This is a genomic window from Acinetobacter sp. YH12233, assembly GCF_013417725.1.
Lineage (GTDB): Bacteria > Pseudomonadota > Gammaproteobacteria > Pseudomonadales > Moraxellaceae > Acinetobacter.
Genome location: NZ_VPDK01000001.1, coordinates 1 through 23120, shown reverse-complemented (window position 1 = coordinate 23120; position 23120 = coordinate 1). Strand labels below are relative to the sequence as shown.

The following is a 23120-nucleotide window of genomic DNA, read 5'->3' as shown; positions in this document are numbered from 1 at the left end:
TATCAAAATAAAAAAATGCAATGTGAGGCAGTGCTGATTTTATAAATTTAATATGGAGTATTCTCTGACTTATGAAAGAAGTCTATTATTTATTACATATAAAATTATTCCATCCTCTTAAAATCCCACCGATCAATCAGCAAAATCCCAATCGAGAAAACAAGGCCAAGTACCACACAACCAACCCATTCAAAGTGCTCCCAGGCATAAACCGCACCGAGTGAGCCTAAAGCTGCACCACTAAAATAAATGGTCATATATACTGCATTAATTCTGGAACGTGATTTCAGGTCAATCCGATAAACCAGATTCTGATTTAATACATGGAATGCGGTCAGGCCAAAATAAGCCATCAATACGCCAATCGCATAGATCACAATATTCTGCTGGGCAAAATATAAGGGCAGTGTAGAGCTGAGCATTAAAGCAATACATAGCTTGGCGACCAGATTTTCTCTGCCTTGTCCTACGGTTTTGCCTGACCAGCTTGATGAATAAATTCCAATCACACCGAGTAAGCCAAACAGGCCAATTTCAAAATCAGTGAAATGGTAAGGTGCGCTACCTAGTACGAAGGTCATGGAAGTAAAGACCATAGATAGAATACCGAAGCCTAAAGCACCTGCGCAGGCACGACGAATCAGATGCGGGTTCTGCTTAGCGATGACAAATAAAGAGCGATAGATACTGCCAATGGTCAAACCCGCCTGCGGTTGAGTATCCGGTAGTTTTCTCCACATGAGAGTGGCAAAAAGCAGGGTAATGATTCCACTAAATAAGTAAACACCTTCCCAAGACCAGTAGGTCGAAACAAAGCCAGCAAAAGTCCGCGACAGAATGATGCCCATCACCAAGCCACTCATCAGTTTACCGACAATGGTAGCACTGGATTCAGATGGACTAATCGTAGAAGCAAAAGGGATTAAAACCTGAGCCGAGATTGCGCCAAATGTCGCACATAAGGTAAACACATAAAGCGTTGATAAAGTCGTGCTGAATGAAAGCAGAATCTGCGAAATGGCTGCAAAGACCATCAGACTGACAATCAGCTTACGTTTATTCAAGAAATCTCCCAATGGTACTAACAGCATTAAGCCCAGTACGTATCCAATCTGGGCGATTACTACCGTTAAGCCAGCCTGACTGGTTGTAATTCCTAAACTTTCCTCGATTGAATAGATTAAGGGCTGATTAAAATAAGCTGATCCGGCACAGAGACCACATGCCATTGCCATAAGTAATACAAATTGTGATGACAATGGGCTGACAGAATTCTTTTCTGTGGTCATAGCTATACCATGGGCTCTTTTTCGACGTTGAGCACTATAGGCAGCTCGATGCCAAATCAGAAATAATAAAAAACGATCAATTAAGCTTTAAAAACTATATTTTGAATTTTTATAGGTCTGAATATTTTTCAGACGGTTTTGTATTTTGAGACAAGCTGAATGAAATTACCCTTGAAATGAGCGATCTTCATGGAATAGTGCATAAATGTAGTCGAGAAATGCTTTAAAATATGGCAGAATAGGCGGTTTTTAAAGTTTTTAGAGGATTGGCATTATGCGCTTTGTTGATGAAGCAGTCATTACCGTAGAGGCTGGCGACGGTGGCAATGGCGTAGCCAGTTTTCGCCGTGAAAAGTTCGTACCATTTGGTGGTCCAGATGGTGGTGATGGTGGTCGTGGCGGCAGCATTTATATTCAGGCTGACGACGACACGAGTACCCTTGTAGATTATCGTTATACCCGTAAATTTCGCGCTGAACGTGGTAAAAACGGTGCTGGCGCAAACTGTGCTGGTCGTGGTGGCGAATCAGTTATTTTAAAAGTTCCTGTGGGAACAACTATCGTCGATTCAGAATCTGGCGATATTATTGGCGATCTGGTTGAAGACGGCCAGAAAGTATTAGTGGCACATGGCGGCCAAGGTGGTTTGGGTAATACGCACTTCAAATCATCAACCAACCGTTCTCCGCGTAAATGTACGCATGGTACCAAAGGCGAATTCCGTGAAATCCGTCTTGAGCTGAAAGTACTGGCTGATGTGGGCTTGCTTGGCATGCCAAACGCAGGTAAATCAACCTTTATCCGTGCAGTCTCTGCAGCAAAACCAAAAGTGGCAGATTATCCGTTTACGACCATGGTACCTAATCTGGGTGTAGTGGATGCGGATCGTCACCGTTCATTTGTAATGGCGGATATTCCAGGTCTGATCGAAGGTGCGGCAGAAGGTGCAGGTCTCGGGATTCGCTTCCTGAAACATTTGGCACGTACCCGTATTCTGCTTCACATTGTCGATGTTCAACCGATTGACGGTTCAGATCCAGCTTACAATGCCAAAGCGATTTTGAATGAGTTGCAAAAATTCTCCCCAACACTTTCAAAATTACCGGTGGTATTGGTTCTGAATAAGGTCGATCAGCTTGCTGTAGATACTCGCGATGAATGGTGTAATCACATTCTTGAAGAATTGCAGTGGGAAGGTCCTGTCTTTAAAACTTCAGGCTTAACGGCTGAAGGAACTAAGGATGTGGTGTATTACCTGATGGATCAAATCGAGCAGCAACGCGAACGCGAAGTTGAAGATCCTGAATACGCAGCAGAGATGAAAGAATTCCGTGATCAGCTTGAAGCTGAAACACGTGAACAAACGATTGCTGCGAAAGAAGCTTATCGTGAAATGCGTCGCGCTCAACGTCTGGGCGGCGATGACTTTGATGATGAAGATGATGACGACAGCGACGTAGAAGTATATTACGTACGTTAATCTTTTAAAGATAAGTCTGAGGACAAGATGATAGAAGTGGTAGATGGGCAACGTCAGCTCAAGGGTTGTAAACGAATCGTTGTTAAAATCGGATCATCTTTACTCACAGCAAACGGGCAAGGTTTAGATTTAGATGCTATCTCGCATTGGGCGGGACAAATCGCGGATCTACACAATGCCGGACACGAGATTATTCTCGTTTCTTCCGGAGCTGTGGCTGAAGGTATGGTTCGAATGAAACTTGAGAATCGACCCACCGATCTACCCAGTCTTCAGGCTTGTGCTGCCATTGGTCAGATGGGTTTAATCCAGACCTGGTCAAGTGTGCTGGAAAAACACAGCATTCAAACTGCTCAGGTGTTATTGACTCATGATGACCTGGCAGACCGTCGTCGCTATCTCAACTCTTGTGATGCTTTGCAGCACCTGATTGATTGGCATGTGATTCCGGTCATTAATGAAAATGACACGGTTTCTACTGACGAAATTCGCTTTGGTGATAACGATACCTTAGCTGCGATGGTGGCGGGACAAGTTCACGCAGATCTGCTGATTATCCTGACTGATCAGGAAGGCATGTTTGACTCGGATCCACGTTCTAATCCGGATGCCAAACTGTTCCATACCGTGCGTGCCATGGATGAAAGCCTGTTTGATATGGCAGGCGGCGGCGGAAAATTTGGTCGTGGCGGTATGCTGACCAAAGTCCGTGCTGCACGTCTGGCTGCAAAATCTGGTTGTCCAACGCTGATCGCTAGTGGTGATAGCGACAATGTTTTATCGCGCCTAATGGCAGGTGAAATGTTGGGTACACTTTTTATCACTGATGATGATCGCATGACTGCACATCAGCAATGGTTAGCAGCGCATCTGCAAACTGCAGGTCGTTTGGTGATTGATGATGGTGCGGTTAAAGCCATCAAAGAAAATCACCGTAGCTTGTTGCCTGTCGGTGTCAAAGCGGTAGAAGGACATTTTGACCGTGGTGATGTAGTGGAATGTGTCGATCGACAAGGTCACCGTATTGCTGTAGGACGTGTCAACTTCAGTTCGCGTTCAGCGGAAATTGTCAAAGGTCTGGCATCAGATAAAGTGCATCAGGTCTTGGGTGAAGCGCGTTCTTTAGAGATGATTCACCGTAATCATATGGCAATTTACTAAATTATTAAGATTAAAAAAATCCCGCTTTCGAGCGGGATTTTTTATGTCTGGAAATTTACTTCACCCAGCCCATCCGAATAAAAGGCTTAAACAGGAATTGATGAATGCTGAAAATAAAGCTCATGATTTTATTCTCATATTTCCACCAGAGCGGTAAGCCAGCAAGATTGACTGCTAAAGCAATCAGGAATGCTCCCATCATATCAATCGGAAAATGTACACCCACATAAACCCGCGACCAAGCGACAAGCCAAGCAGTCCAGAGCAGGATTCGACCCAAATCACGTTGTGCTGAGAAATAATAGGCAAAGGCAATCCCGCTAAAAATACTCATATGATTGCTTGGGAATGAACCTGTAGGTGCGTGCTCAATCAGGGTTTGACCAACCTCCATGACAAAAGGGCGGGGTGTGTTTAGAACGGCAGATAATACCTCGCTAATCGACAAGGTGATTGCTGTGAAGATCGCAGCTTTAATAATCCCTGTTTTGATTTCACGACTGCCACGCAGCCAGGTAATAGCAAAAATCAGCAGAAATACATACACCAGATCATGCGCTATCAGACTGGCATAGTTAATCATCCAGATCGAGGCTTGGTCAGGTACATTGAGAAGATGAAACAGATACAGGTTTAGTTGATCGAGTGACATGAGGAGAGAGAGGGCTGACACAAATGTCCGTTACTCTAAACCGATCAAAGCTCAATTCATATCTGAGTTTGTATGAATTTGTAGCATTGATTTTTCACAGAATATTCAAGTGTTTAAAAACCACCCAAAAGGGTGGTTTTTAAACATCTGAACAATTTCATTAAGACTTATTTAAACTGAATAGAACCATTGGCATTGACGGTCATTTTGGATTCACCCGCTGCCATTTCCTGTTCTGGAACTGCTTCGGCATAAGCAGATTTGGCCATCGCCATGCGTGGCACAGGTGGATAACCCGAATTATTGGTGTTGATATTCAGATTCACCAGTTGATAGCCTGGTTTGTTCCAGGCTTGAGCCAGACTTTGCGCACGTTGCTGGAAGTTTTTCGAAGCTTCAAGCATCAGCTCGTTTTCTACTTTCTTGCGTTTTGCTTCAGATACTGTGAAGTTAATCGATTCAGTCTGGAAGTTTTGCTGTAGCTCAGCAATCAGTTGCGAGGCGGCTTTAAAGTCAGTCGATTCAATCCGTACCTGCGCACGAGCACGCCATTCTCTTAACTTGCGGTTGTCGTTGTCATAGACTGGATAGGTATGCTGTGAACCGGTTTCAATTTTTACCGTAGGATATTTTTTAGCAGTATTAATGGCCTGCGTCATCAACTGGTTGATTTGTGCTGCCAGCTCAGCCGGCTGTTTATTAGATTTTTCAACAAATAAATTGGCATTCATCAGGTCATTGGAAATATCGCGGCTGGCTTCTGCCGAGATATTCACCACATTATAATTCAAGGTTTCTTCAGGAGCTGCGAAAGCGGCAGAAGATAATGCGCCGAGCAAAGCAAGCGCTGAAAAAGAAGAAAGACGCATTTTGTTGTCCTGTTTTAGTGGAATTGTTGGCCTTGTGCTGATCATAAAATACTAAGGTGGAAATGTGTTGATATTCCGAAATTATTGTCGTTGGATTGTTAAAAATATATTTTATTTATTATAGGTATATAGAAACTAAATGTGATAAAAATTATATACTTATTGAGATAATTGTTTGATAATTACACTGTTGTATTCATGACAACAAAATTGCATAAAATGTTTAGGGTTCCTTGTCATTGCCATGCATAAAGTTGATAATTTAGACAGCAACATTTTTTGATATATTTTTTCAATAACAGCCGAGGCAAATTGATACTAAAAGTTGTTTATTTTCCTGAAAAAAACTGTATCATCCGCCTCTCCTAGTTACTGAATAGAAAATTGTCTAACTAGATTATATAAAGCACCGAGTCAAACGACCGCAAGTCACCAGACTTATTTCTTTCAACCCATATCAGAGATGGTAATTCGATATGAGCGTTTCTTCTGTAAATCCTGCCACCAATTCCACAAACGAATACTACTTGACTCGCCAAAGTCAGATGGAATCGAATGTGCGTAGTTATCCACGTAAATTACCGTTAGCGATAGCGAAAGCACAAGGTTGCTGGGTTACCGATGTTGAAGGTACGGAGTACCTTGATTGTTTAGCTGGGGCAGGGACATTGGCATTAGGCCATAATCACCCTGCGGTCATTCAAAGTATCCAGGACACACTTGCAAGCGGTCTTCCATTGCATACGCTGGATCTCACCACTCCTTTAAAAGATGCTTTTACTGAGGCACTTCTTGCTTACCTGCCAGGTGGTAAAGAAGAATATTGCTTACAGTTCTGTGGGCCATCTGGTGCAGATGCGACTGAAGCAGCGATTAAACTTGCTAAAACCTTTACTGGCCGTAGTTCAGTGATCAGCTTCTCTGGTGGCTATCACGGTATGACTCACGGTTCTTTGGCAATGACAGGTAACCTGTCTGCGAAGAACTCAGTGAATGGTTTAATGCCAGGCGTTCAATTCATGCCATATCCGCATGAATACCGTTGCCCATTGGGTCTAGGCGGTGAAGCGGGCGTTGATGCTTTGACTTATTATTTCGAAAACTTCATTGAAGATGTCGAAAGCGGTGTAACCAAGCCAGCAGCTGTGATTCTTGAAGCGATTCAAGGTGAAGGTGGGGTGGTAACAGCACCTGTAAAATGGTTGCAGAAAATCCGTGAAGTGACTGAAAAACACAACATTGTGTTGATTCTTGACGAAGTTCAAGCAGGCTTTGCGCGTTCAGGCAAAATGTTCGCATTCGAACATGCTGGTATCGAACCTGATGTGGTTGTAATGTCTAAAGCCGTTGGCGGTAGCTTGCCACTTGCAGTACTGGGTATTAAACGTAAGTTCGATGCATGGCAACCTGCTGGCCATACCGGTACTTTCCGTGGTAACCAGCTGGCAATGGGTACAGGTCTTGCGACGCTACAAACCATTAAAGAACAAAATCTTGCGCAAAATGCACAAGAACGTGGTGATTTCCTGCAAGCTGAACTGAAAAAACTGGCGGCTGAATTCCCATGTATTGGTAACGTACGTGGTCGCGGTCTGATGATCGGTGTTGAAATCGTCGACGAGCGTAAACCAGCAGACCATATGGGTTCTTTCCCTGCTGATGGCCAATTGGCTGCAGCAATTCAAACCGCTTGTTTCAACAACAAACTGTTGCTGGAAAAAGGTGGTCGTAACGGTACAGTGATCCGTTTACTTTGCCCATTGATCATCACTCAAGCTGAGTGTGAAGAAGTTCTGGTTCGCTTCAAGAAAGCGGTTGCTGAAGCTCTAGTCGCAGTTCGAGGCGCATAATTCATGGTAGATTTTGCAGAACACCGTAAAGCGTTACTCTGCAATGATGCTGCATCTATCGCTGACTATGAGTCGGCGATGGATCAGGCGACCAAAGCGGTTGCAGCATGGTTGCAAAACGACAAGATGTATACTGGCGGTAGCATCAAGGAATTGCGTAGCGTAATTGCTTTCAATCCTTCTAAAGAAGGTCTGGGCGTACAAAAGTCTTTAGAGCGTATGGTTGAGCTATTCCTCAACAAGAGCTTGAAAGTACATCACCCGCATTCTTTAGCGCATTTGCATTGCCCAACGATGGTCACTAGCCAGATCGCGGAAGTGTTGATTAATGCCACTAACCAGTCAATGGACTCTTGGGATCAAAGCCCAGCGGGTTCTTTGATGGAAGTGCAGCTAATTGACTGGCTACGTCAGAAAGTTGGCTATGGTTCAGGTCAGGCGGGTGTATTCACTTCTGGTGGTACACAATCCAACCTGATGGGCGTATTGCTGGCGCGTGATGCCTGTATCGCAAAAAACTGGAAAGATGAAAACGGTAATCCGTGGTCGGTTCAGCGTGATGGTATCCCAGCGGATGCAATGCGTAACGTCAAAGTCATCTGTTCTGAAAATGCGCATTTCTCTGTGCAAAAGAACATGGCGATGATGGGCATGGGCTTCCAGTCCGTTGTGACTGTTCCTGTGAACGAAAATGCGCAGATGGATGTTGATGCTCTGGAAAAAACCATGGCACATCTTCAGTCTGAAGGCAAGATCGTGGCATGTGTGGTGGCAACTGCTGGTACAACTGATGCTGGTGCAATTGATCCCCTCAAACAGATTCGTGAAATCACCAATAAGTATGGCGCGTGGATGCACATCGACGCAGCATGGGGTGGGGCACTGATCCTGTCGAATGACTATCGTTCTATGTTGGATGGTATCGAGCTGTCTGATTCTGTGACACTGGATTTCCATAAGCATTACTTCCAGACGATTTCATGTGGTGCGTTCTTGCTGAAAGATGAAGCGAACTATCGTTTCATGCACTACGAAGCAGAATATCTGAACTCTGCTTATGACGAAGAGCACGGTGTACCTAACCTGGTGTCGAAGTCGCTACAAACCACTCGTCGTTTCGACGCGTTGAAATTGTGGATGACTGTAGAAGCGTTGGGTGAAGAGCTTTATGGTTCGATGATCGACCATGGCGTGAAATTGACTCGTGAAGTCGCAGATTACATCAAGGCAACTGATGGTCTGGAACTTCTGGTTGAGCCACAATTTGCATCGGTATTGTTCCGTGTGGTTCCAGCAGGCTATCCAGCTGAGTTTGTCGATGCCTTGAATCAGAACGTCGCGGATGAACTGTTTGCGCGTGGTGAAGCGAACATTGGTGTCACTAAAGTCGGTCAGGTTCAATCTCTGAAAATGACGACTTTAAGCCCGGTTGCAACGCTTGAAAACGTGAAGAACCTGTTGGCACTTGTGCTTGCAGAAGCGGACCGTATCAAAGATTCAATTGCTGATGGTACTTATACACCGCCAATCGCATAAGCGGTTGCAGGTGAAAAAAGGAGATCTAGATGATCTCCTTTTTTATTGGGTTTTGATCCATATATAGATCATCAGCTTCAAGGTGATTAAGCTGCAAATAAAGGATTAAAGCCTTTTTTCCTTAACAGTTTACGGTACATACTGGAGCTGCGATCTGCCGGGAAATGTGCTTCCAGAGATAAGTCTAGCGGTAAAAACTCAGGCTTCTGGTTTTCGACAATCAGGCGATCTTCTTCAAAAATCTTCAGATTAAAATCGTAGGCTTCTTCAACGGGTAAGTCTTTATCATAATTACGACAGATAGGAGCAAACAGTCGGGTCTGACGGGCGGTCATCGGTGAAGCAGCATTCATAATCACCTGTTTGGCATCATTAGGGAAATGGATGGTCAGGGTTGCGGTAAAGGGCAGACTAATTTCAAAATGCCGTAGCCATTTAAAATCTTCCTGACCGCGCTGATCTAACCCAATCGGATAACGGCCGACACTGCTGATATAGTCGGCATTAAAACCATATTGAGTTTCCGTTGTGGTGTAATCCGGGACTTCGACATCATTCGGATCACCAAAGGTATCCGGATGTACCCAGGCAAAATGGGCTACATCAATAAAGCCTTCTAGCTGTCTGCCAGCAAAACATTTGATGTCGACTTGTGGGCAAACCAGTTGCTGATAATCTGCATCATTCCAATAAGGCATCATTGGAATATTCGGTTCAGCATCTTTGTCAGCTGTCAGTGAACACCAGATCAGACCATAACGTTCAACCGCGGCATAGGTCCGTAAATGAAACCGATCTGAAATTTTATGCTGTGGATGGGCAGGGATACGGTTGCATTTACCTTGTGTACCAAAACGCAAGCCATGATAAGGACAGACGATGCCTTGACCATCATTTTTTCCCAGACTTAAAGGCACACCACGATGCGGACAGGCATCTTTGGCCACAACTAGTTCATCCTGCATCTTGTAAATGACCAGTGGCATATCTAACAACATTGTCCCTAGCGGCTGTTCAGAGACATCACGGGCTAAGGCCACTGGATACCAATATTGAGCCAGGAGATGCCAGTCATGTTCTTCAAATGTCATGTGAATCGGTAAATCGGGATTGAAAACTGGAATGGTTGTGCTATTCATGACGCTATCACTGTGATTCTTTATTTCCAATATAGGCCAATGTGATGTTCTACGAAATTTCAAAGATCAGGACATCCTGTTGCATAAATTCGAACAGGATGTAAGGAAGAATGAGCTATAGGCAAAAAATTAAAGGAAGCAATATTTAAAGTTCCAAAAAAGCATCCCGAAAGATGATTCTTCTATTTTCCATGCACAAAATGTGCATTCAGGACTTTATGCCTAATGTGATATGCAAGCTCCATTCAGACAAAATCAGCTAATGTCAGGGAACAACAAAAATATCTGATTCAGGATGAAGAGATGACTAATTTGCATGTATCCCAACCCGTTGGCTGTATTATTCAAGGAAAAATGGTACAAGGCGCTGCCGAAAGTTTTGTAGTGATCAATCCTGCTGATGAGCAGGTATTGGCCCTATGTTCCTCTCCCTCGGAAGCACAAATTGAAGATACCATCCGTAGTGCCGAGCAGGCATTTCAACACTGGAAAAATACGGATGATGCAACGCGACAGTCAATCCTGCATCGTATTGCAGATCGTATTGAAGAACATCGGGAAGAGTTAGCGCGTTTAGTGGTGCAGGAGCAGGGCAAACCTTATGCACTGGCTGAATTTGAAGTCGGTGGGGCCATTGCCTGGACCCGCTATCAGGCAGAACTCAAGATTGAAACTGAAATCTTACAGGATGATGCTAATAAGCGGATCGAACTTTATCATCGGCCTTTAGGAGTTGTAGCATCGGTTACTCCATGGAACTGGCCTTTAATGATTGCTGTCTGGCATATCATGCCGGCAATTCGCGCTGGCAACGTGGTGATCAATAAACCTTCAGAATTTACCCCATTGTCGACACTTCGACTCGGTGAGCTGATTCAGCAAGAGGTTGCACCTGGAGTGGTCTCTATACTTACAGGAGGCGGTGAGGTCGGTGCCAATCTGACCAGTCACCCTGCAATTGCCAAAGTGGTATTTACCGGTTCAACTGCGACTGGGCAAAGAATCATGCAAAATGCAGCCGCGACTTTCAAACATCTGACACTGGAACTTGGTGGCAATGATGCAGGCATTGTTTTGCCAGATACCGATATCCAGGCAATGGCAACCCGAATCTTTAATGGAGCTTTTATCAACATGGGTCAGACCTGTGCAGCATTGAAACGCCTGTATGTGCATGACAGTCAGTATGATGCACTGGTACAGGAATTAGTGAAAGTCGCACAGCAACAGTCTCTGGGCGATGGTTTAGCCGAGACGACTACTTTTGGTCCAGTGCAAAACATCAAGCAATACCAAAAAGTTCAGGCCATGATTCAGGAAGCCCGTGATGAAGGGGCAATAGTTATGACATCTGGTCAGAATCTACCGGATACAGGCTATTTTATTGCACCGACGATCGTGACCAATGTGAACCCAGATAGTCGTCTGGTGCAGGAAGAGCAGTTTGGCCCGGTATTACCTTTGATCCGTTATCACGATATTGAAGAAGTACTGACTAAAGCTAACAATACAGATTTTGGTTTAGGCGGCTCGATCTGGTCATCCGATCTAGAGCAGGCACAACAGTTTGCACAGCGACTGAGTTGTGGTACGGCATGGATCAATACGCATGGTGAGATTTTCCCGCATGTACCTTTTGGTGGATGGAAGCATTCGGGCATCGGTGCCCAGTTCGGACTGAGTGGGCTGCTCGAAAATACGATTCAACAGGTTGTTCATATCAATAAAAATTAAATCAAAAAAAGCTCAAGTTTAACTTGAGCTTTTTTCTTTTACTTAAAATATATCAACGTAATAAAGGGCGGGCAGCCTGAAAATCAAAATGTAATTGCTTGAATTTATTTAAGACAATATAAGATTTGATATGGCCGATAAAATTACAGCTTAGTAATTTTTCAGTCACAAAATTTGCCAGCATTTCCAGATTTTTGGCACCTACTTTTAACATGAAATCTGCATCACCACTTAAAGAAAAAGCTTCCTGAATAGCTTCTTCTTCTTCAATCAATTGTTGAAAAGCGATCTTGGCTGCTGCGTCATGTGTTTTGAGATTGACCTGTACCATAGCCAAAACTGCAATTCCCAAAGCTTCAGGATGAATGCAGGCGCTATAACCCAAAATAATTCCTTTTTGCTCCAGCAGCTGACGCCGTCTAGAACATTGAGAGGCTGACAAACCGATTAAATCTCCGATTTCCTGATTCGTCAGGCGCCCATTTTTTTGCAAAGCCTGGATGATTTTCCAGTCAAATTTATCCATTGCATCCATTGCATTGAATCCTTATTCGATACACGTTCTATGTATTTTTAAATCATTGTGACTTGCATTATGCACGAAATCAGAAAATGAAATGCAATATTCTGTAATTGAAGCATAATAAGTGATAGGGAAAATAATAATGTTTATGGAAATTGGTCAGTACCTTAATCAGCGCCTGCAAGAACTAGGAATTCAGTATATTTTTGGTGTGCCAGGTGACTTTAATCTCTCCTATTTAGAACAGATTGAAATTGATCCAAAACTGGAATTTATCGGTAACTGTAATGAGCTAAATGCAGCTTATGCAGCAGATGGTTATGCACGTCTGCATGGTGTCGGCGCTTTACTGACCACTTATGGTGTGGGCGATCTAAGCGCGATTAACGGCATTGCAGGTGCATATGCCGAGCAGGTTGCCATGGTGCATATTTCCGGTATTCCGCCTTTGCATGCCGTAGAGCAGGGCGCTTTGTTACACCATACCCTGATTGATGGCGATTATGACAATATCATGAACTGCATGCGCGAATTTACCGTGGCACAGACACGTTTGACTCCAGCCAATGCAGTGAGTGAAATTGACCGGGTATTAAAGCAATGTATATTGATGCGTCGACCGGTTCATATTCAGCTCCCTTCAGATATTACCCATCTTCAGATTAAAGTACCTAAGCAGCCTCTAGATTTGAGCCGTCCACAGAGTGATCCAAAACTTCTGCAAGAAACTGCGGCACGAATAGCCAAACGCATCAAACAGGCACGTCAGCCAGTCTTACTGATTGACAATGGAGTAGAAATTTTCCAGCTTACCGATATGCTGCAAAATTGGGCTGAGCGCATGCAAATCCCCTATACCTGCCTGTCTACTGCCAAAAATATCATGAATGAAAGCCATCCCTTATATGCAGGTGTTTATGCAGGTGCAGCAAGCGCAGCATCAACCTGTCAGCTGGTGGAACAGTCGGATTGCCTGATCGCTATTGGGCCACGTTTTACCGATGTGGCCACCGCCTTTTTCTCACATCGTGTATCCGTACAAAATATGCTGTATCTGGCGGATTCCTGTCTTTGTCTGGATGGGCAGATGATCAGTGGACTGGATTTAGCTCAGTTGATCCAAGCTATCTCAAAACAGACTTTAGATGATCAACCACGTACTTTTAATCCTGCACCGAAACCATCGTTACAAACTCAACAGATCGAAGAAAATACTGCGCTGAGCCAAACTGCACTCTGGCAGCAGATTTCTGAATTCTTACAGGAAGATGATGTGATTGTGGCAGAAGTGGGCACCGCCAATGCGGGGTTGTCTGGACTAACCTTGCCAGTGACCGCCAAGTATCTGGTACAACCGATCTGGGGTTCAATCGGTTATACCTTGCCTGCCTTGCTTGGCAGTATGCTTGCTGCACCGAAGCGCCGTCATCTGTTATTTATTGGGGATGGTTCGATTCAGCTGACCATTCAGGAGCTTTCTACCTTATTAAGAGAAGGCTTAAAACCCGTAATTTTTATTTTAAATAATGGCGGCTATACCATTGAACGTTTGATCATGGGTGAAAATGCCAAGTACAACGATATTCAGAACTGGCAATACAGCCAGTTTGCCCAAGTCTTTTCTGCTGATACTCCGCATCAGGCTCATATAGTGAAAACCCCGGCAGAATTAAAGCGTACACTCGCACAGGTTCATCAGGCTGAGGAATTATGTCTGATTGAGCTGCAACTCCCACGTATGGATGCGCCACAACGCTTAAAACAGTTTGCTGAAGTCGTGGCACGCTATGACTATGGTGAATATGGTTATAAGCAGCTGGTTGAGCAGAATACACCTCCCTACAAAAAGGCAATCTAGCAAAATGTAGAAATAAAAAAATTGTTCACAAGGAGTGACAATATGGATGTTGAAGATCATCAATTAAAAAAACAGCTTTCCAACCGGCATATCCAGCTAATCGCCTTAGGCGGAGCGATCGGTACAGGATTATTTTTAGGTTTATCACATACGATTCAGCTGGCAGGCCCATCAGTGCTTTTGGGCTATGCCATCGCTGGCATCATTGCATTTCTGATCATGCGCCAATTGGGTGAGATGGTGGTGCATGAACCGGTCAGTGGTTCATTCAGTTATTTTGCCAATAAATACTGGGGCAAAAAAGCAGGCTTTATTTCAGGCTGGAATTATTGGGTACTCTATGTCTTAGTGAGTATGGCTGAGTTGAGTGCAATCGGTACTTTTGTTCAGTTCTGGTGGCCGGAGATTCCGACCTGGCTCACGGCACTGGCATTCTTCCTGCTCATGAATGGCATCAATCTGGTCAATGTCAAATTCTTCGGTGAGAGCGAATTTATATTTTCCATGGTCAAGATCATTGCCATTTTAAGCATGATCGGATTCGGGATCTATCTGCTGTTTAGCGGTTCTGCAGGAAGTCAGGCAAGTGTGACCAACTTGTGGCAGCATGGCGGATTTTTCCCTGAGGGCTGGTCGGGTTTTATGATGGCACTTGCCGTGATTATGTTTGCATTTGGTGGGCTGGAGCTGATTGGTATTGCTGCCAGTGAAACCAAAAATCCAGAAAAGACCATTCCAAAAGCAGTGAATCAAATTGTCTACCGTGTACTGATTTTCTATATTGGTGCCATTGGTGTGTTGCTATGTCTCTATCCATGGAATCTGGTGGCGCAAGGCGGTAGTCCGTTTGTAATGATTTTCCAGTCATTGAATAGTCACGGCGTGGCCAATGTTCTTAATTTTGTAGTTCTGGTCGCTGCACTTTCAGTCTATAACAGTTGTATTTACTGTAATACCCGTATGTTGTTGGGTCTGGCTCAGCAAGGTAATGCACCCGCATTTTTAAAGAAAATTAACCGCCGGGGTATTCCGGTGAATGCTGTTCTATTCTCGGCAGCAGTCTCCGGTATCTGTGTATTAATGAATTACCTCATGCCGGGTGAAGCTTTTGGTATTCTGATGTTGCTGGTGGTTTCTGCTCTGGTGATTAACTGGCTAATGATTTCACTGACTCATCTGAAATTCAGAAAAGCCATGCAAGAACAGCAGCAGAAGACCGCATTCCCAAGCCTGTTTGGCCGCTGGAGTAATTACCTGACGATTTCATTTATCATCATGATCTTAATGATCATGAGCTTTACCAAAGAGATGCAGATTGCTGTTGCATTGGTGCCGGTCTGGTTGCTGTTTTTGACGGTGATGTATGTGATGAAATATCGCAGGAAACCTGTGCTCTTGCCTGAATCTACTGAACCCACCACTTAAATAAAAAGGCCCTGAACAGGGTCTTTTTTCTATTATATTGTCTTGATCAGGTGACGGATTAATTATCATAAAACCGTCATAAAGCTGTAACCCGGCTGTCATATTCCAAAATCAAAATGTGAGTATCGAAAACAGGTACTCAACTGAATCAAAAGTGGTGTACTCGAAATTTTAATAAATGAGAGAGATCCAGAATGCGCTTAACAAATATAGCAATCTTAATTGCAGCGGGGGTAGCGGCATCCACGACAGCGAATGCAGCACGTGACACTATTCAAATCGCAGGTTCTTCTACTGTTTTACCTTATGCCAGTATTGTCGCTGAAGAATTTGGCAATACTTTCCCTCAGTTTAAAACACCAGTCGTTGGTTCAGGTGGTTCATCTGGCGGCCTAAAACAGTTCTGTAATGGTGTAGGGGACAATACCATTGATATTGCCAATGCCTCGCGTCAAATCAAAAGTGCCGAACTGGCAGAATGTAAAAAGAATGGTGTCAACAAGGTACTAGAAATCAAGATCGGGTATGACGGGATTGTCTTTGCATCTAATTCGAATAAAGCCGCTTATAAATTACGACCTCAGCATGTTTATGCTGCTTTAGCTGCGCAGTTACCTTCTAAAGGGAAAATGGTGGCTAATCCATATACCCGCTGGAACCAGATTGATCCAGCTTTGCCGAATGAACCCATCACTTTAGTGATTCCGGCTTCAAATCATGGCACACGTGAAGTCTTCCAGGAGAAGATGGTGGATGCAGGCTGTGAAACGTATGCTGCAATTAAGTCTCTAGATAAAGATGCCAAGAAAAAGGCGTGTAGCACCTTCCGTAAGGATGGACGCGTCATTGAAATTTCAGGTGACTATACTGAAACCTTGGCACGCTTAAAAACCTCACCGAGCGCTGTTGGCGTATTCGGCCTGGGCTTTTACGATCAAAACCGCGACAAGCTACGTGTAGCAACCGTCAACAACGTTGCTCCTTCTGAAAAGACCATTTTAAATGGGGCTTATCCAGTATCTCGCCCGTTGTTCTTCTATGTCAAAGGCGAACACCTGAAATCAATCAAAGGTTTGCAACAGTTCACAGAGTATTTCCTGAATAAAAAGGTATCGGGTAAGGGTTCCAAGCTAGAAAAAGCCGGCTTGATTTCAATGTCAGACAAAGAACGTGCAGCAGTGCTGGCAAATTTTAAGGCTGCAAAAGCCGTAGTAGTGAAATAAAACAGGATTTAGGGAAATGCTGGTGACAGTCGACCTGTCATCGGCTTTTCATGGCAAGCAAGTTTTTTCACAGACTAAAATCCTGAAAAGAACCATGGAGAATACATGAATCTGCTACTTATAGGTGTGTTACTGGCTTTAATTGCCATCGCCTATCAAATCGGATTAAGTAAAAGCCGGAAACTAGCAGGTCAGGGCAATAATTCTGCGATGCTACATTCACGTCCTGGATATTATGGCGCACTGGTAGCTTTGTGGTGTGGACTTCCTGCATTTTTGATTCTGATGGCATGGAACATTGTTGAACCTAGCCTGCTGGAACAGGTCGTAATTAAACACCTGCCTCATGATGTTTTGACTCATCTGGATCAAGCCAGTCTGAGTGTGGTCATAGACCGTGTACAGGCATTGGCTTCCGGTTTCGGTGTCAGTGATCAGCCAGCTGCTTATGAACTTGCAGCAGCAGAACAATTAGCTAAATTTTCTACCATCGGTACTTTTGCCAAACTGGCAGTTGTTATTTCTGTGGCTTTGGCCGGTCTGGTCTGGGCAAAAAAACGGATCAGCCAGAATTTTCGTGCACGGAATCAGGTCGAAAAGATCATGAATATCGGGCTGGCCTTGTGTTCTGGAGTAGCCATCCTGACCACACTCGGCATTGTGATGTCGATGTTTGGCGAAGCCATGCGATTCTTCAGCTTTGTCAGTCCACTGGATTTCTTCTTTGGCACCGAATGGGATCCGGGTTTTAGCACCACGGGTCATGCCGAAGGCAGTTATGGATTATTGCCATTGCTGTGGGGAACATTGATGGTCAGCGGGATTGCATTACTTGTTGCAGTCCCCTTAGGACTGATGATTGCGATTTATCTGGCCGAGTACGCATCACCACGCTTCCGGGCTTGGGCAAAGCCGGCCATTGAGGTTTTGGCTGGAATTCCAACGATTGTCTACGGTGTTTTCGCCTTAATGATTCTGGGGCCATTTCTTAAAAGTCTAGGTGCTTTGGTCGGTATTGATATTAATGCCACCAGTGCGCTTACTGCTGGCTTCGTCATGGGCATCATGATTATTCCATTTGTTTCCTCTTTATCAGACGACATTATTACCCAGGTCCCACGTGCCTTGAGGGATGGTTCTTTAGGTCTGGGCGCGACCAAATCTGAAACGATTCGTCAGGTCGTATTACCAGCCGCTTTACCCGGCATTATTGGCGCTTTTTTGCTGGCGGCATCGCGGGCCATTGGTGAGACCATGATTGTGGTACTCGCAGCAGGAAACAGTCCGCAACTGCATGCCAATCCGCTGGAAGCAGTCTCAACAGTGACCATTACTATCGTCAATCAGCTTACGGGTGATACTGACTTTGCCAGTCCGCAGGCGCTGGTGGCTTTTGCGTTGGGTCTTACCCTGTTTGTCATTACATTAGGGCTGAACATTGTTGCACTGTACATCGTGCGTAAATATCGAGAGCAATACGACTAATGAGTACTTCAAATACAACGCCTGTAGATCAGCCTATTGATCCATCTGTGGCTGCTGAGCAACGTGAAAAGCGCAGGAAGACCATTCAAAGCTCTCTGGCACGACGTCATCGCAAAGAAAAAACCTTTCGTGTCATGGGGCTTTCTGCTGTATTAGCCGGTTTATTTTTTGTAGTGGTGCTTTTCGGCAGTATTTTGGGCAAAGGTTTGCCGGCATTCTGGCAAAGCAGTATGAGCTTGCCGATTCATTTTGATCCAGCCATTGTCAATATTAATCCTAAACCTAAACAGGCTGCGGGAGAATCCCAGGCACAATTTGAACAGCGTATGGTGGATTGGCAAATGCAGGTCGGTCTGGTTGACTGGGATGCCTTGATTGTAAATGGCATGATTGCCAAAGACAGTAAGCTGGAAAGCCAGCGTGATGAACTGGGCTATTTATATACCAGTTCAGAAGCGTATCGTCTGCGGGATATGGTACTGAATAATCCGGCTCTGGTCGGTCAAACCAAAGACGTAAAAATTCTGGCAGATGCCAATGTTGATGTCTGGCTGGCTGGCAATATTGACCGCGATCTGCCCGATGAACAGCAACAGCTCAGTCCTGAAGTCCGTCAGCTTGCGGATGATATGAAAGCTGCCGGAATCATAGAAAGTAGCTTTAATACCAATATCTTTACCAGTCCGGACTCGCGCAGTTCACCTGCTACCTCAGGTCTCGCAGGCGCATTTATGGGCTCATTGTTCATGATGCTGATCGTGATCTTTATCTCGATTCCGATCGGGGTAGCATCGGCCATCTATCTTGAAGAATTTGCACCAAAGAACTGGATTACCGATGTCGTAGAAGTGAATATTAATAACCTTGCAGCAGTTCCTTCCATTGTCTTTGGTTTACTCGGTGCAGCGATTTTTATTGGCTGGATGCATTTACCACTGTCAGCACCGTTGGTGGGTGGTCTGGTATTAAGTTTGATGACACTACCGACTGTGATTATTACTACGCGTGCATCACTTAAAGCCGTACCGCCATCCATTCGTCAGGCAGCATTAGGCTTAGGTGCATCACGCTTGCAAACCGTATTTCACCATGTTTTACCGCTTGCACTACCAGGTATTTTGACGGGGGCGATTATTGGTGTGGCACAAGCACTGGGTGAAACGGCCCCGCTATTATTGATCGGGATGAGTGCTTTTGTCGCAAGTGTACCGGCTTCACCATTTGATCAATCCACAGCATTGCCGGTGCAAATTTTCCTGTGGCAAGGCAATGAGCTACGTAACTTCTTCGAAGGACGTACTGCAGCAGCCATTATTGTACTTCTGGCCATGATGATCAGCCTGAACAGCTTAGCCATCTGGTTACGTAAGAAATTTGAAGTCCGTTGGTAAGGAAGAGCAGAATATGAATACAGCAAATCCAACTATAAATGCCTTAGAAAAGGATCCGTCTGTGAATCCACAACATACACAATTTACCCAAGATTCTGTGACCCAAAAGCCGGCGACTGCTTTTGTTTCCCAGTTTGATACTCAGGCTGAAAACAAAGCACCGAAAAAGTCAGATCAGGTCAAAATCAGTACCTCAGATGTACATGTTTACTATGGTGAAACAGAAGCAATTAAAGGCATTGATCTGAACATCTATGAAAATGAAGTGATTGCTTTTATCGGTCCTTCAGGTTGTGGTAAGTCAACATTCCTGCGTACTTTAAACCGGATGAATGACACGATTGATCGCTGTCGTGTGACCGGTAAGGTGTTGCTGGATCATCAGGATATTTATGATCCGAATCTGGATGTGGTATTGCTGCGTGCGCAGGTGGGGATGGTGTTCCAGAAGCCAAACCCTTTTCCAAAATCGATTTTTGACAATGTCGCTTATGGGCCAAAATTGCATGGTCTGGCACGGGATAAATATGATCTGGAAGAAATTGTAGAAAACAGCTTGCGTAAAGCGGGATTATGGGATGAAGTCAAAGACCGTTTAAATCAGCCGGGTACGGGGCTGTCGGGTGGTCAGCAGCAGCGTTTATGTATTGCACGGACGATTGCCGTTTCTCCTGAAGTGATTCTAATGGATGAACCTTGTTCAGCACTCGATCCGATTGCAACAGCCAAAGTTGAAGAACTGATCTCCGAGCTTTCAACCCAATACACCATTGCCATTGTGACTCACTCCATGCAGCAGGCAGCGCGAGTCTCTGATCGGACTGCTTATTTCCATTTAGGTGATCTGATCGAAGTCAACTCGACCGAGAAAGTCTTTACCCAGCCAGATCATCAGCTCACTGAGGCCTATATTACCGGGCGTTTTGGTTAAGAAGTTTTATCTCAAGAAAGAAGGGCTAAAAAGCTCTTTCTTTTATATCCAAAAGTAACCAAAGAATAGAAGATATATCAATTGAATCAGTGAAATGTGGAAAAATAAACCGAATCCTATTGTGCCCTAAATTCTTATAGAATATGCCGTCTTTGACATGGCAGAGCTGTCAAAAGATAGATGTTAAGAAAAGGTTGCATCCGCTATGAAAACACTCAAAACGATGTCAGTTTTTCTGATGCTGCTGATTGCATTAAGTTTAAGCATGGGTGGTCTGTGGCATCAATTACAAGGCGGCAGCATGTTTTATACACTGATTGGATTGCTGTATGGACTCAGTTTGAATTTCTATTTTAAAAAGCAGGAAAAAGCCTTATATGCGAATTCTGCTGTATTGCTGGGTGTTATTCTCTGGGCAGGTTATCAGCATGGCATCAATCTTTTATAGTACAAATTATTTTTGCTCTACTAGAGCCCCATGGATACTGCTCTGTTTCAGCAATTAAACAACAATATTCTATTGAAAAAAATTCATTTGACCTTATCTTAAAATAAAACCTATATAAATAATTGAGACCCGATTTTTATGTTATTTCATACCCCCAAATTACCCGCTGAAATCCGTATTAGTCATTTGAATGCGCGCATTAATGAGCAACGAAAAAAAATAGCGCAAACAACTTCATCTAAACTGGAACTTTTGCAATTGAGCCAACAATTGTCAAAAGAAGCGCGTGCGCGTAAGAAAACTAACCAGAAAATCTATGTACTCGATTTTAAAGGCGATATGGCTGCGTCTGCGGTAGAAAGCCTGCGTGAAGAAATTACCCTGATTCTATCTACAGCGAAAGCTGGTCGTGACCGTATCATTGTACGTTTAGAAAGTCCGGGTGGTATGGTGCATGGTTATGGTCTTGCAGCTGCGCAGCTGGTGCGCTTACGTGAAGCGGGTTTTCATGTGACCATCTGTGTTGATAAGGTTGCAGCCAGTGGCGGTTATATGATGGCGTGTATTGCAAATGAAGTGATCTCTGCGCCGTTTGCGATTGTGGGTTCAATTGGGGTAGTGGCACAGGTGCCAAACTTTAACCGTCTACTGAAAGAAAACAAGATCGATTTTGAACTTTATACTGCGGGTCAATACAAACGTACGGTGACCATGTTTGGTGAAAATACCGAAGAAGGCAAAGCCAAGTTTGAAGAAGAATTGCAACAGACACATGCCTTGTTTAAACACTTCGTGGAAAAATATCGTCCACAGTTAAATGTTGAAAAAGTGGCAACGGGTGAACACTGGTATGGTCAGGATGCCCTAGATCTGAATCTGGTAGATAAACTGCAAACTTCTGATGAATATCTGTTAGACCTCTTACCACAGCATGATGTGTATTTAATTCAGACTCGTAAAAAACCAACGCTGGGCGAAAAACTAGGTTTGCAAGCAGCACAAATTGCTGATTCTTTTATCCCTGCGGTGATGAATAAAGTAGTAGATACATTAACCAAAGCCAATTCAAATCTGGTACAGATGCGTGATCCTAAACTTTAATTGGTTATTCAGTTATGAATCTAAAAGCTCACTTCGGTGGGCTTTTTTTATGATTTAAAATCAAAAAATTGTGCTATAAGTAACTGACTTATAGAAGTTTCTCATTTATATGCTCACGTTTCTTTTACTATTCGGCTTATTCAGTATCATTTTTATTCCGATGCTATTTATGCTCTATTCTGAAGCGAAATTAACCACTGACGAATCGAAGAAGATTTTATTTTGGCTCAGCTTTCTTCCGGGCACTTCAATCTTTTTACTTTACGCATTTTTAAAGCCAGATGCTCCACCAGTTAGTCCTTCGAAGGACTGTGGCGTGATTCAATTTTACCAATTCAATGCTCGTCGTGGTGGTTACTTTGAGCGTGTCAGCATCCGCTTTGATGGTGCTCAATATAATCGTCATCTATTTTTTGATAAGCATCTAAAGAAAATTCCTCAAGGTCAAAAAGCCTGCTTTGAATATTTAGATAAGTTCAAATATCCGCATTTGGCAGAATCTAAGCTGTTTAAATGGATTGAACCTTCATAAATATCAGCCATGGTTACTGCTCATCAGCTAAAATGAAGCATATTTCCATTAAGAGCAGAAAGATGATCGTGGCTGAAGCATTTTTAGCAATCCAAAATTGTTATTTTAACTATGAATTTGAGGAACTGAATTTAGCGGATGACTTCCCAGAAGAGTTGCCTGTTTCTCTACGTGGAATTATGTACAGACATGAGATTCAATATCCCGATGCCACCTATTATATTTATTACAGCGAGATATTGACGGGTAATGAATTGCAAAAAATGAAAGATGATTGGCAGCGATATTGCCCACTTCCATAATTTAAAATAAGAAAATATAAAATCTAAGTCTTTAATTCCAGCAAATAAAAAAGCTCACTTTAGTGTAATGCCAGTCAGTTAAGCAAATATTAGTAAAATGTAGTAAAAATGAGTGTATGTAAATACGCTCATTTTTTTATGACTTTATCTGAAAATTTAGATTGCACCCTTCAACATTCTTTACCTTCACT

At 43.8% G+C, this 23120-nt stretch carries 20 protein-coding genes; 15 read left to right on the top strand and 5 right to left on the bottom strand.

Annotation, left to right across the window (positions count from 1 at the left end; all coding sequences use genetic code 11):
• Positions 1-104: 104 nt before the first annotated feature.
• A complete protein-coding gene (locus FTV12_RS00100; RefSeq protein ID WP_180016737.1) occupies positions 105-1289 on the bottom strand; it encodes an MFS transporter in 1185 nt (394 codons plus the stop codon).
• A 274-nt stretch (positions 1290-1563) separates the two neighbouring features.
• Here FTV12_RS00100 and cgtA point away from each other — a divergent pair, with 274 nt between their 5' ends.
• Together cgtA and proB are read left to right on the top strand one after the other, a co-directional pair.
• Entirely contained in the window at positions 1564-2769 is a 1206-nt protein-coding gene (gene cgtA / locus FTV12_RS00095; RefSeq protein ID WP_004782712.1) for an Obg family GTPase CgtA, read from the top strand.
• A 27-nt stretch (positions 2770-2796) separates the two neighbouring features.
• Positions 2797-3930, top strand: a complete 1134-nt coding sequence (gene proB / locus FTV12_RS00090) for a glutamate 5-kinase (protein ID WP_005234922.1) — start codon at positions 2797-2799, stop codon at positions 3928-3930.
• A gap of 55 nt (positions 3931-3985) precedes the next feature.
• Here the strand turns inward: proB and FTV12_RS00085 are convergent, their stop codons facing one another.
• Both FTV12_RS00085 and FTV12_RS00080 read right to left on the bottom strand, forming a co-directional pair.
• Positions 3986-4582, bottom strand: a complete 597-nt coding sequence (locus FTV12_RS00085; RefSeq protein WP_180025161.1) for a phosphatase PAP2 family protein — start codon at positions 4580-4582, stop codon at positions 3986-3988.
• 167 nt (positions 4583-4749) lie between these two features.
• Positions 4750-5451 (bottom strand): SIMPL domain-containing protein, encoded by a 702-nt coding sequence (locus tag FTV12_RS00080; RefSeq protein WP_034703657.1) that lies wholly within the window; start codon positions 5449-5451, stop codon positions 4750-4752.
• A 476-nt stretch (positions 5452-5927) separates the two neighbouring features.
• On the opposite strand from FTV12_RS00080, the gene FTV12_RS00075 reads away from it, so the two are divergent.
• Positions 5928-7301, top strand: coding sequence for a diaminobutyrate--2-oxoglutarate transaminase (locus tag FTV12_RS00075; RefSeq protein ID WP_159123116.1), 1374 nt, complete (start codon positions 5928-5930; stop codon positions 7299-7301).
• Between the two features lie 3 nt (positions 7302-7304).
• Positions 7305-8837 carry an aspartate aminotransferase family protein gene (locus tag FTV12_RS00070; protein WP_180033332.1) on the top strand — a complete coding sequence of 511 codons (1533 nt, stop codon included), beginning with the start codon at positions 7305-7307 and terminating at the stop codon, positions 8835-8837.
• An 86-nt stretch (positions 8838-8923) separates the two neighbouring features.
• On the opposite strand, the gene FTV12_RS00065 is transcribed toward FTV12_RS00070, so the two are convergent.
• Positions 8924-9976, bottom strand: coding sequence for an aromatic ring-hydroxylating dioxygenase subunit alpha (locus FTV12_RS00065; protein ID WP_180025160.1), 1053 nt, complete (start codon positions 9974-9976; stop codon positions 8924-8926).
• A gap of 303 nt (positions 9977-10279) precedes the next feature.
• On the opposite strand from FTV12_RS00065, the gene FTV12_RS00060 reads away from it, so the two are divergent.
• On the top strand, positions 10280-11710 hold the full coding sequence (locus FTV12_RS00060; protein ID WP_180033331.1) for an aldehyde dehydrogenase family protein: 1431 nt from the start codon (positions 10280-10282) through the stop codon (positions 11708-11710).
• A 52-nt stretch (positions 11711-11762) separates the two neighbouring features.
• On the opposite strand, the gene FTV12_RS00055 is transcribed toward FTV12_RS00060, so the two are convergent.
• Entirely contained in the window at positions 11763-12236 is a 474-nt protein-coding gene (locus FTV12_RS00055; protein ID WP_034703664.1) for an Lrp/AsnC family transcriptional regulator, read from the bottom strand.
• A gap of 139 nt (positions 12237-12375) precedes the next feature.
• Between FTV12_RS00055 and FTV12_RS00050 the strand changes: the two genes are divergently transcribed.
• The 10 genes from FTV12_RS00050 to FTV12_RS00005 all read left to right on the top strand — a co-directional run bounded on the left by FTV12_RS00050 (position 12376) and on the right by FTV12_RS00005 (position 22929).
• Positions 12376-14091 (top strand): alpha-keto acid decarboxylase family protein, encoded by a 1716-nt coding sequence (locus FTV12_RS00050; RefSeq protein ID WP_180033330.1) that lies wholly within the window; start codon positions 12376-12378, stop codon positions 14089-14091.
• Between the two features lie 42 nt (positions 14092-14133).
• Entirely contained in the window at positions 14134-15516 is a 1383-nt protein-coding gene (locus FTV12_RS00045) for an amino acid permease (protein WP_180033329.1), read from the top strand.
• 194 nt (positions 15517-15710) lie between these two features.
• The gene (locus FTV12_RS00040; protein ID WP_180033328.1) at positions 15711-16739 is read left to right on the top strand and encodes a substrate-binding domain-containing protein; all 1029 of its coding nucleotides are present in this window, start codon (positions 15711-15713) and stop codon (positions 16737-16739) included.
• A gap of 105 nt (positions 16740-16844) precedes the next feature.
• On the top strand, positions 16845-18224 hold the full coding sequence (gene pstC, locus FTV12_RS00035; RefSeq protein WP_180033327.1) for a phosphate ABC transporter permease subunit PstC: 1380 nt from the start codon (positions 16845-16847) through the stop codon (positions 18222-18224).
• Positions 18224-19615 carry a phosphate ABC transporter permease PstA gene (gene pstA, locus FTV12_RS00030; protein WP_180033326.1) on the top strand — a complete coding sequence of 464 codons (1392 nt, stop codon included), beginning with the start codon at positions 18224-18226 and terminating at the stop codon, positions 19613-19615. The genes pstC and pstA overlap by 1 nt, the downstream gene beginning before the upstream one ends.
• Before the next feature lie 13 nt (positions 19616-19628).
• Complete coding sequence (gene pstB / locus FTV12_RS00025; protein WP_218945654.1) at positions 19629-20546, top strand: phosphate ABC transporter ATP-binding protein PstB; 918 nt, start codon at positions 19629-19631, stop codon at positions 20544-20546.
• 205 nt (positions 20547-20751) lie between these two features.
• Complete coding sequence (locus FTV12_RS00020; protein ID WP_180033325.1) at positions 20752-20994, top strand: hypothetical protein; 243 nt, start codon at positions 20752-20754, stop codon at positions 20992-20994.
• Positions 20995-21132: 138 nt separating this feature from the next.
• Positions 21133-22095, top strand: a complete 963-nt coding sequence (gene sohB / locus FTV12_RS00015) for a protease SohB (protein WP_180033324.1) — start codon at positions 21133-21135, stop codon at positions 22093-22095.
• A 109-nt stretch (positions 22096-22204) separates the two neighbouring features.
• Positions 22205-22627, top strand: a complete 423-nt coding sequence (locus FTV12_RS00010; RefSeq protein ID WP_180033323.1) for a hypothetical protein — start codon at positions 22205-22207, stop codon at positions 22625-22627.
• Between the two features lie 62 nt (positions 22628-22689).
• Positions 22690-22929, top strand: a complete 240-nt coding sequence (locus FTV12_RS00005) for a hypothetical protein (RefSeq protein WP_180033322.1) — start codon at positions 22690-22692, stop codon at positions 22927-22929.
• The last annotated feature ends 191 nt before the right edge of the window (positions 22930-23120 follow it).

Coding starts and splice junctions, on each gene's coding strand:
- FTV12_RS00100 (WP_180016737.1), bottom strand. CDS start 1,289: ATGACCACAGAAAAGAATTCTGTCAGCCCATTGTCATCACAATTTGTA.
- cgtA (WP_004782712.1), top strand. CDS start 1,564: ATGCGCTTTGTTGATGAAGCAGTCATTACCGTAGAGGCTGGCGACGGT.
- proB (WP_005234922.1), top strand. CDS start 2,797: ATGATAGAAGTGGTAGATGGGCAACGTCAGCTCAAGGGTTGTAAACGA.
- FTV12_RS00085 (WP_180025161.1), bottom strand. CDS start 4,582: ATGTCACTCGATCAACTAAACCTGTATCTGTTTCATCTTCTCAATGTA.
- FTV12_RS00080 (WP_034703657.1), bottom strand. CDS start 5,451: ATGCGTCTTTCTTCTTTTTCAGCGCTTGCTTTGCTCGGCGCATTATCT.
- FTV12_RS00075 (WP_159123116.1), top strand. CDS start 5,928: ATGAGCGTTTCTTCTGTAAATCCTGCCACCAATTCCACAAACGAATAC.
- FTV12_RS00070 (WP_180033332.1), top strand. CDS start 7,305: ATGGTAGATTTTGCAGAACACCGTAAAGCGTTACTCTGCAATGATGCT.
- FTV12_RS00065 (WP_180025160.1), bottom strand. CDS start 9,976: ATGAATAGCACAACCATTCCAGTTTTCAATCCCGATTTACCGATTCAC.
- FTV12_RS00060 (WP_180033331.1), top strand. CDS start 10,280: ATGACTAATTTGCATGTATCCCAACCCGTTGGCTGTATTATTCAAGGA.
- FTV12_RS00055 (WP_034703664.1), bottom strand. CDS start 12,236: ATGGATAAATTTGACTGGAAAATCATCCAGGCTTTGCAAAAAAATGGG.
- FTV12_RS00050 (WP_180033330.1), top strand. CDS start 12,376: ATGTTTATGGAAATTGGTCAGTACCTTAATCAGCGCCTGCAAGAACTA.
- FTV12_RS00045 (WP_180033329.1), top strand. CDS start 14,134: ATGGATGTTGAAGATCATCAATTAAAAAAACAGCTTTCCAACCGGCAT.
- FTV12_RS00040 (WP_180033328.1), top strand. CDS start 15,711: ATGCGCTTAACAAATATAGCAATCTTAATTGCAGCGGGGGTAGCGGCA.
- pstC (WP_180033327.1), top strand. CDS start 16,845: ATGAATCTGCTACTTATAGGTGTGTTACTGGCTTTAATTGCCATCGCC.
- pstA (WP_180033326.1), top strand. CDS start 18,224: ATGAGTACTTCAAATACAACGCCTGTAGATCAGCCTATTGATCCATCT.
- pstB (WP_218945654.1), top strand. CDS start 19,629: ATGAATACAGCAAATCCAACTATAAATGCCTTAGAAAAGGATCCGTCT.
- FTV12_RS00020 (WP_180033325.1), top strand. CDS start 20,752: ATGAAAACACTCAAAACGATGTCAGTTTTTCTGATGCTGCTGATTGCA.
- sohB (WP_180033324.1), top strand. CDS start 21,133: ATGTTATTTCATACCCCCAAATTACCCGCTGAAATCCGTATTAGTCAT.
- FTV12_RS00010 (WP_180033323.1), top strand. CDS start 22,205: ATGCTCACGTTTCTTTTACTATTCGGCTTATTCAGTATCATTTTTATT.
- FTV12_RS00005 (WP_180033322.1), top strand. CDS start 22,690: ATGATCGTGGCTGAAGCATTTTTAGCAATCCAAAATTGTTATTTTAAC.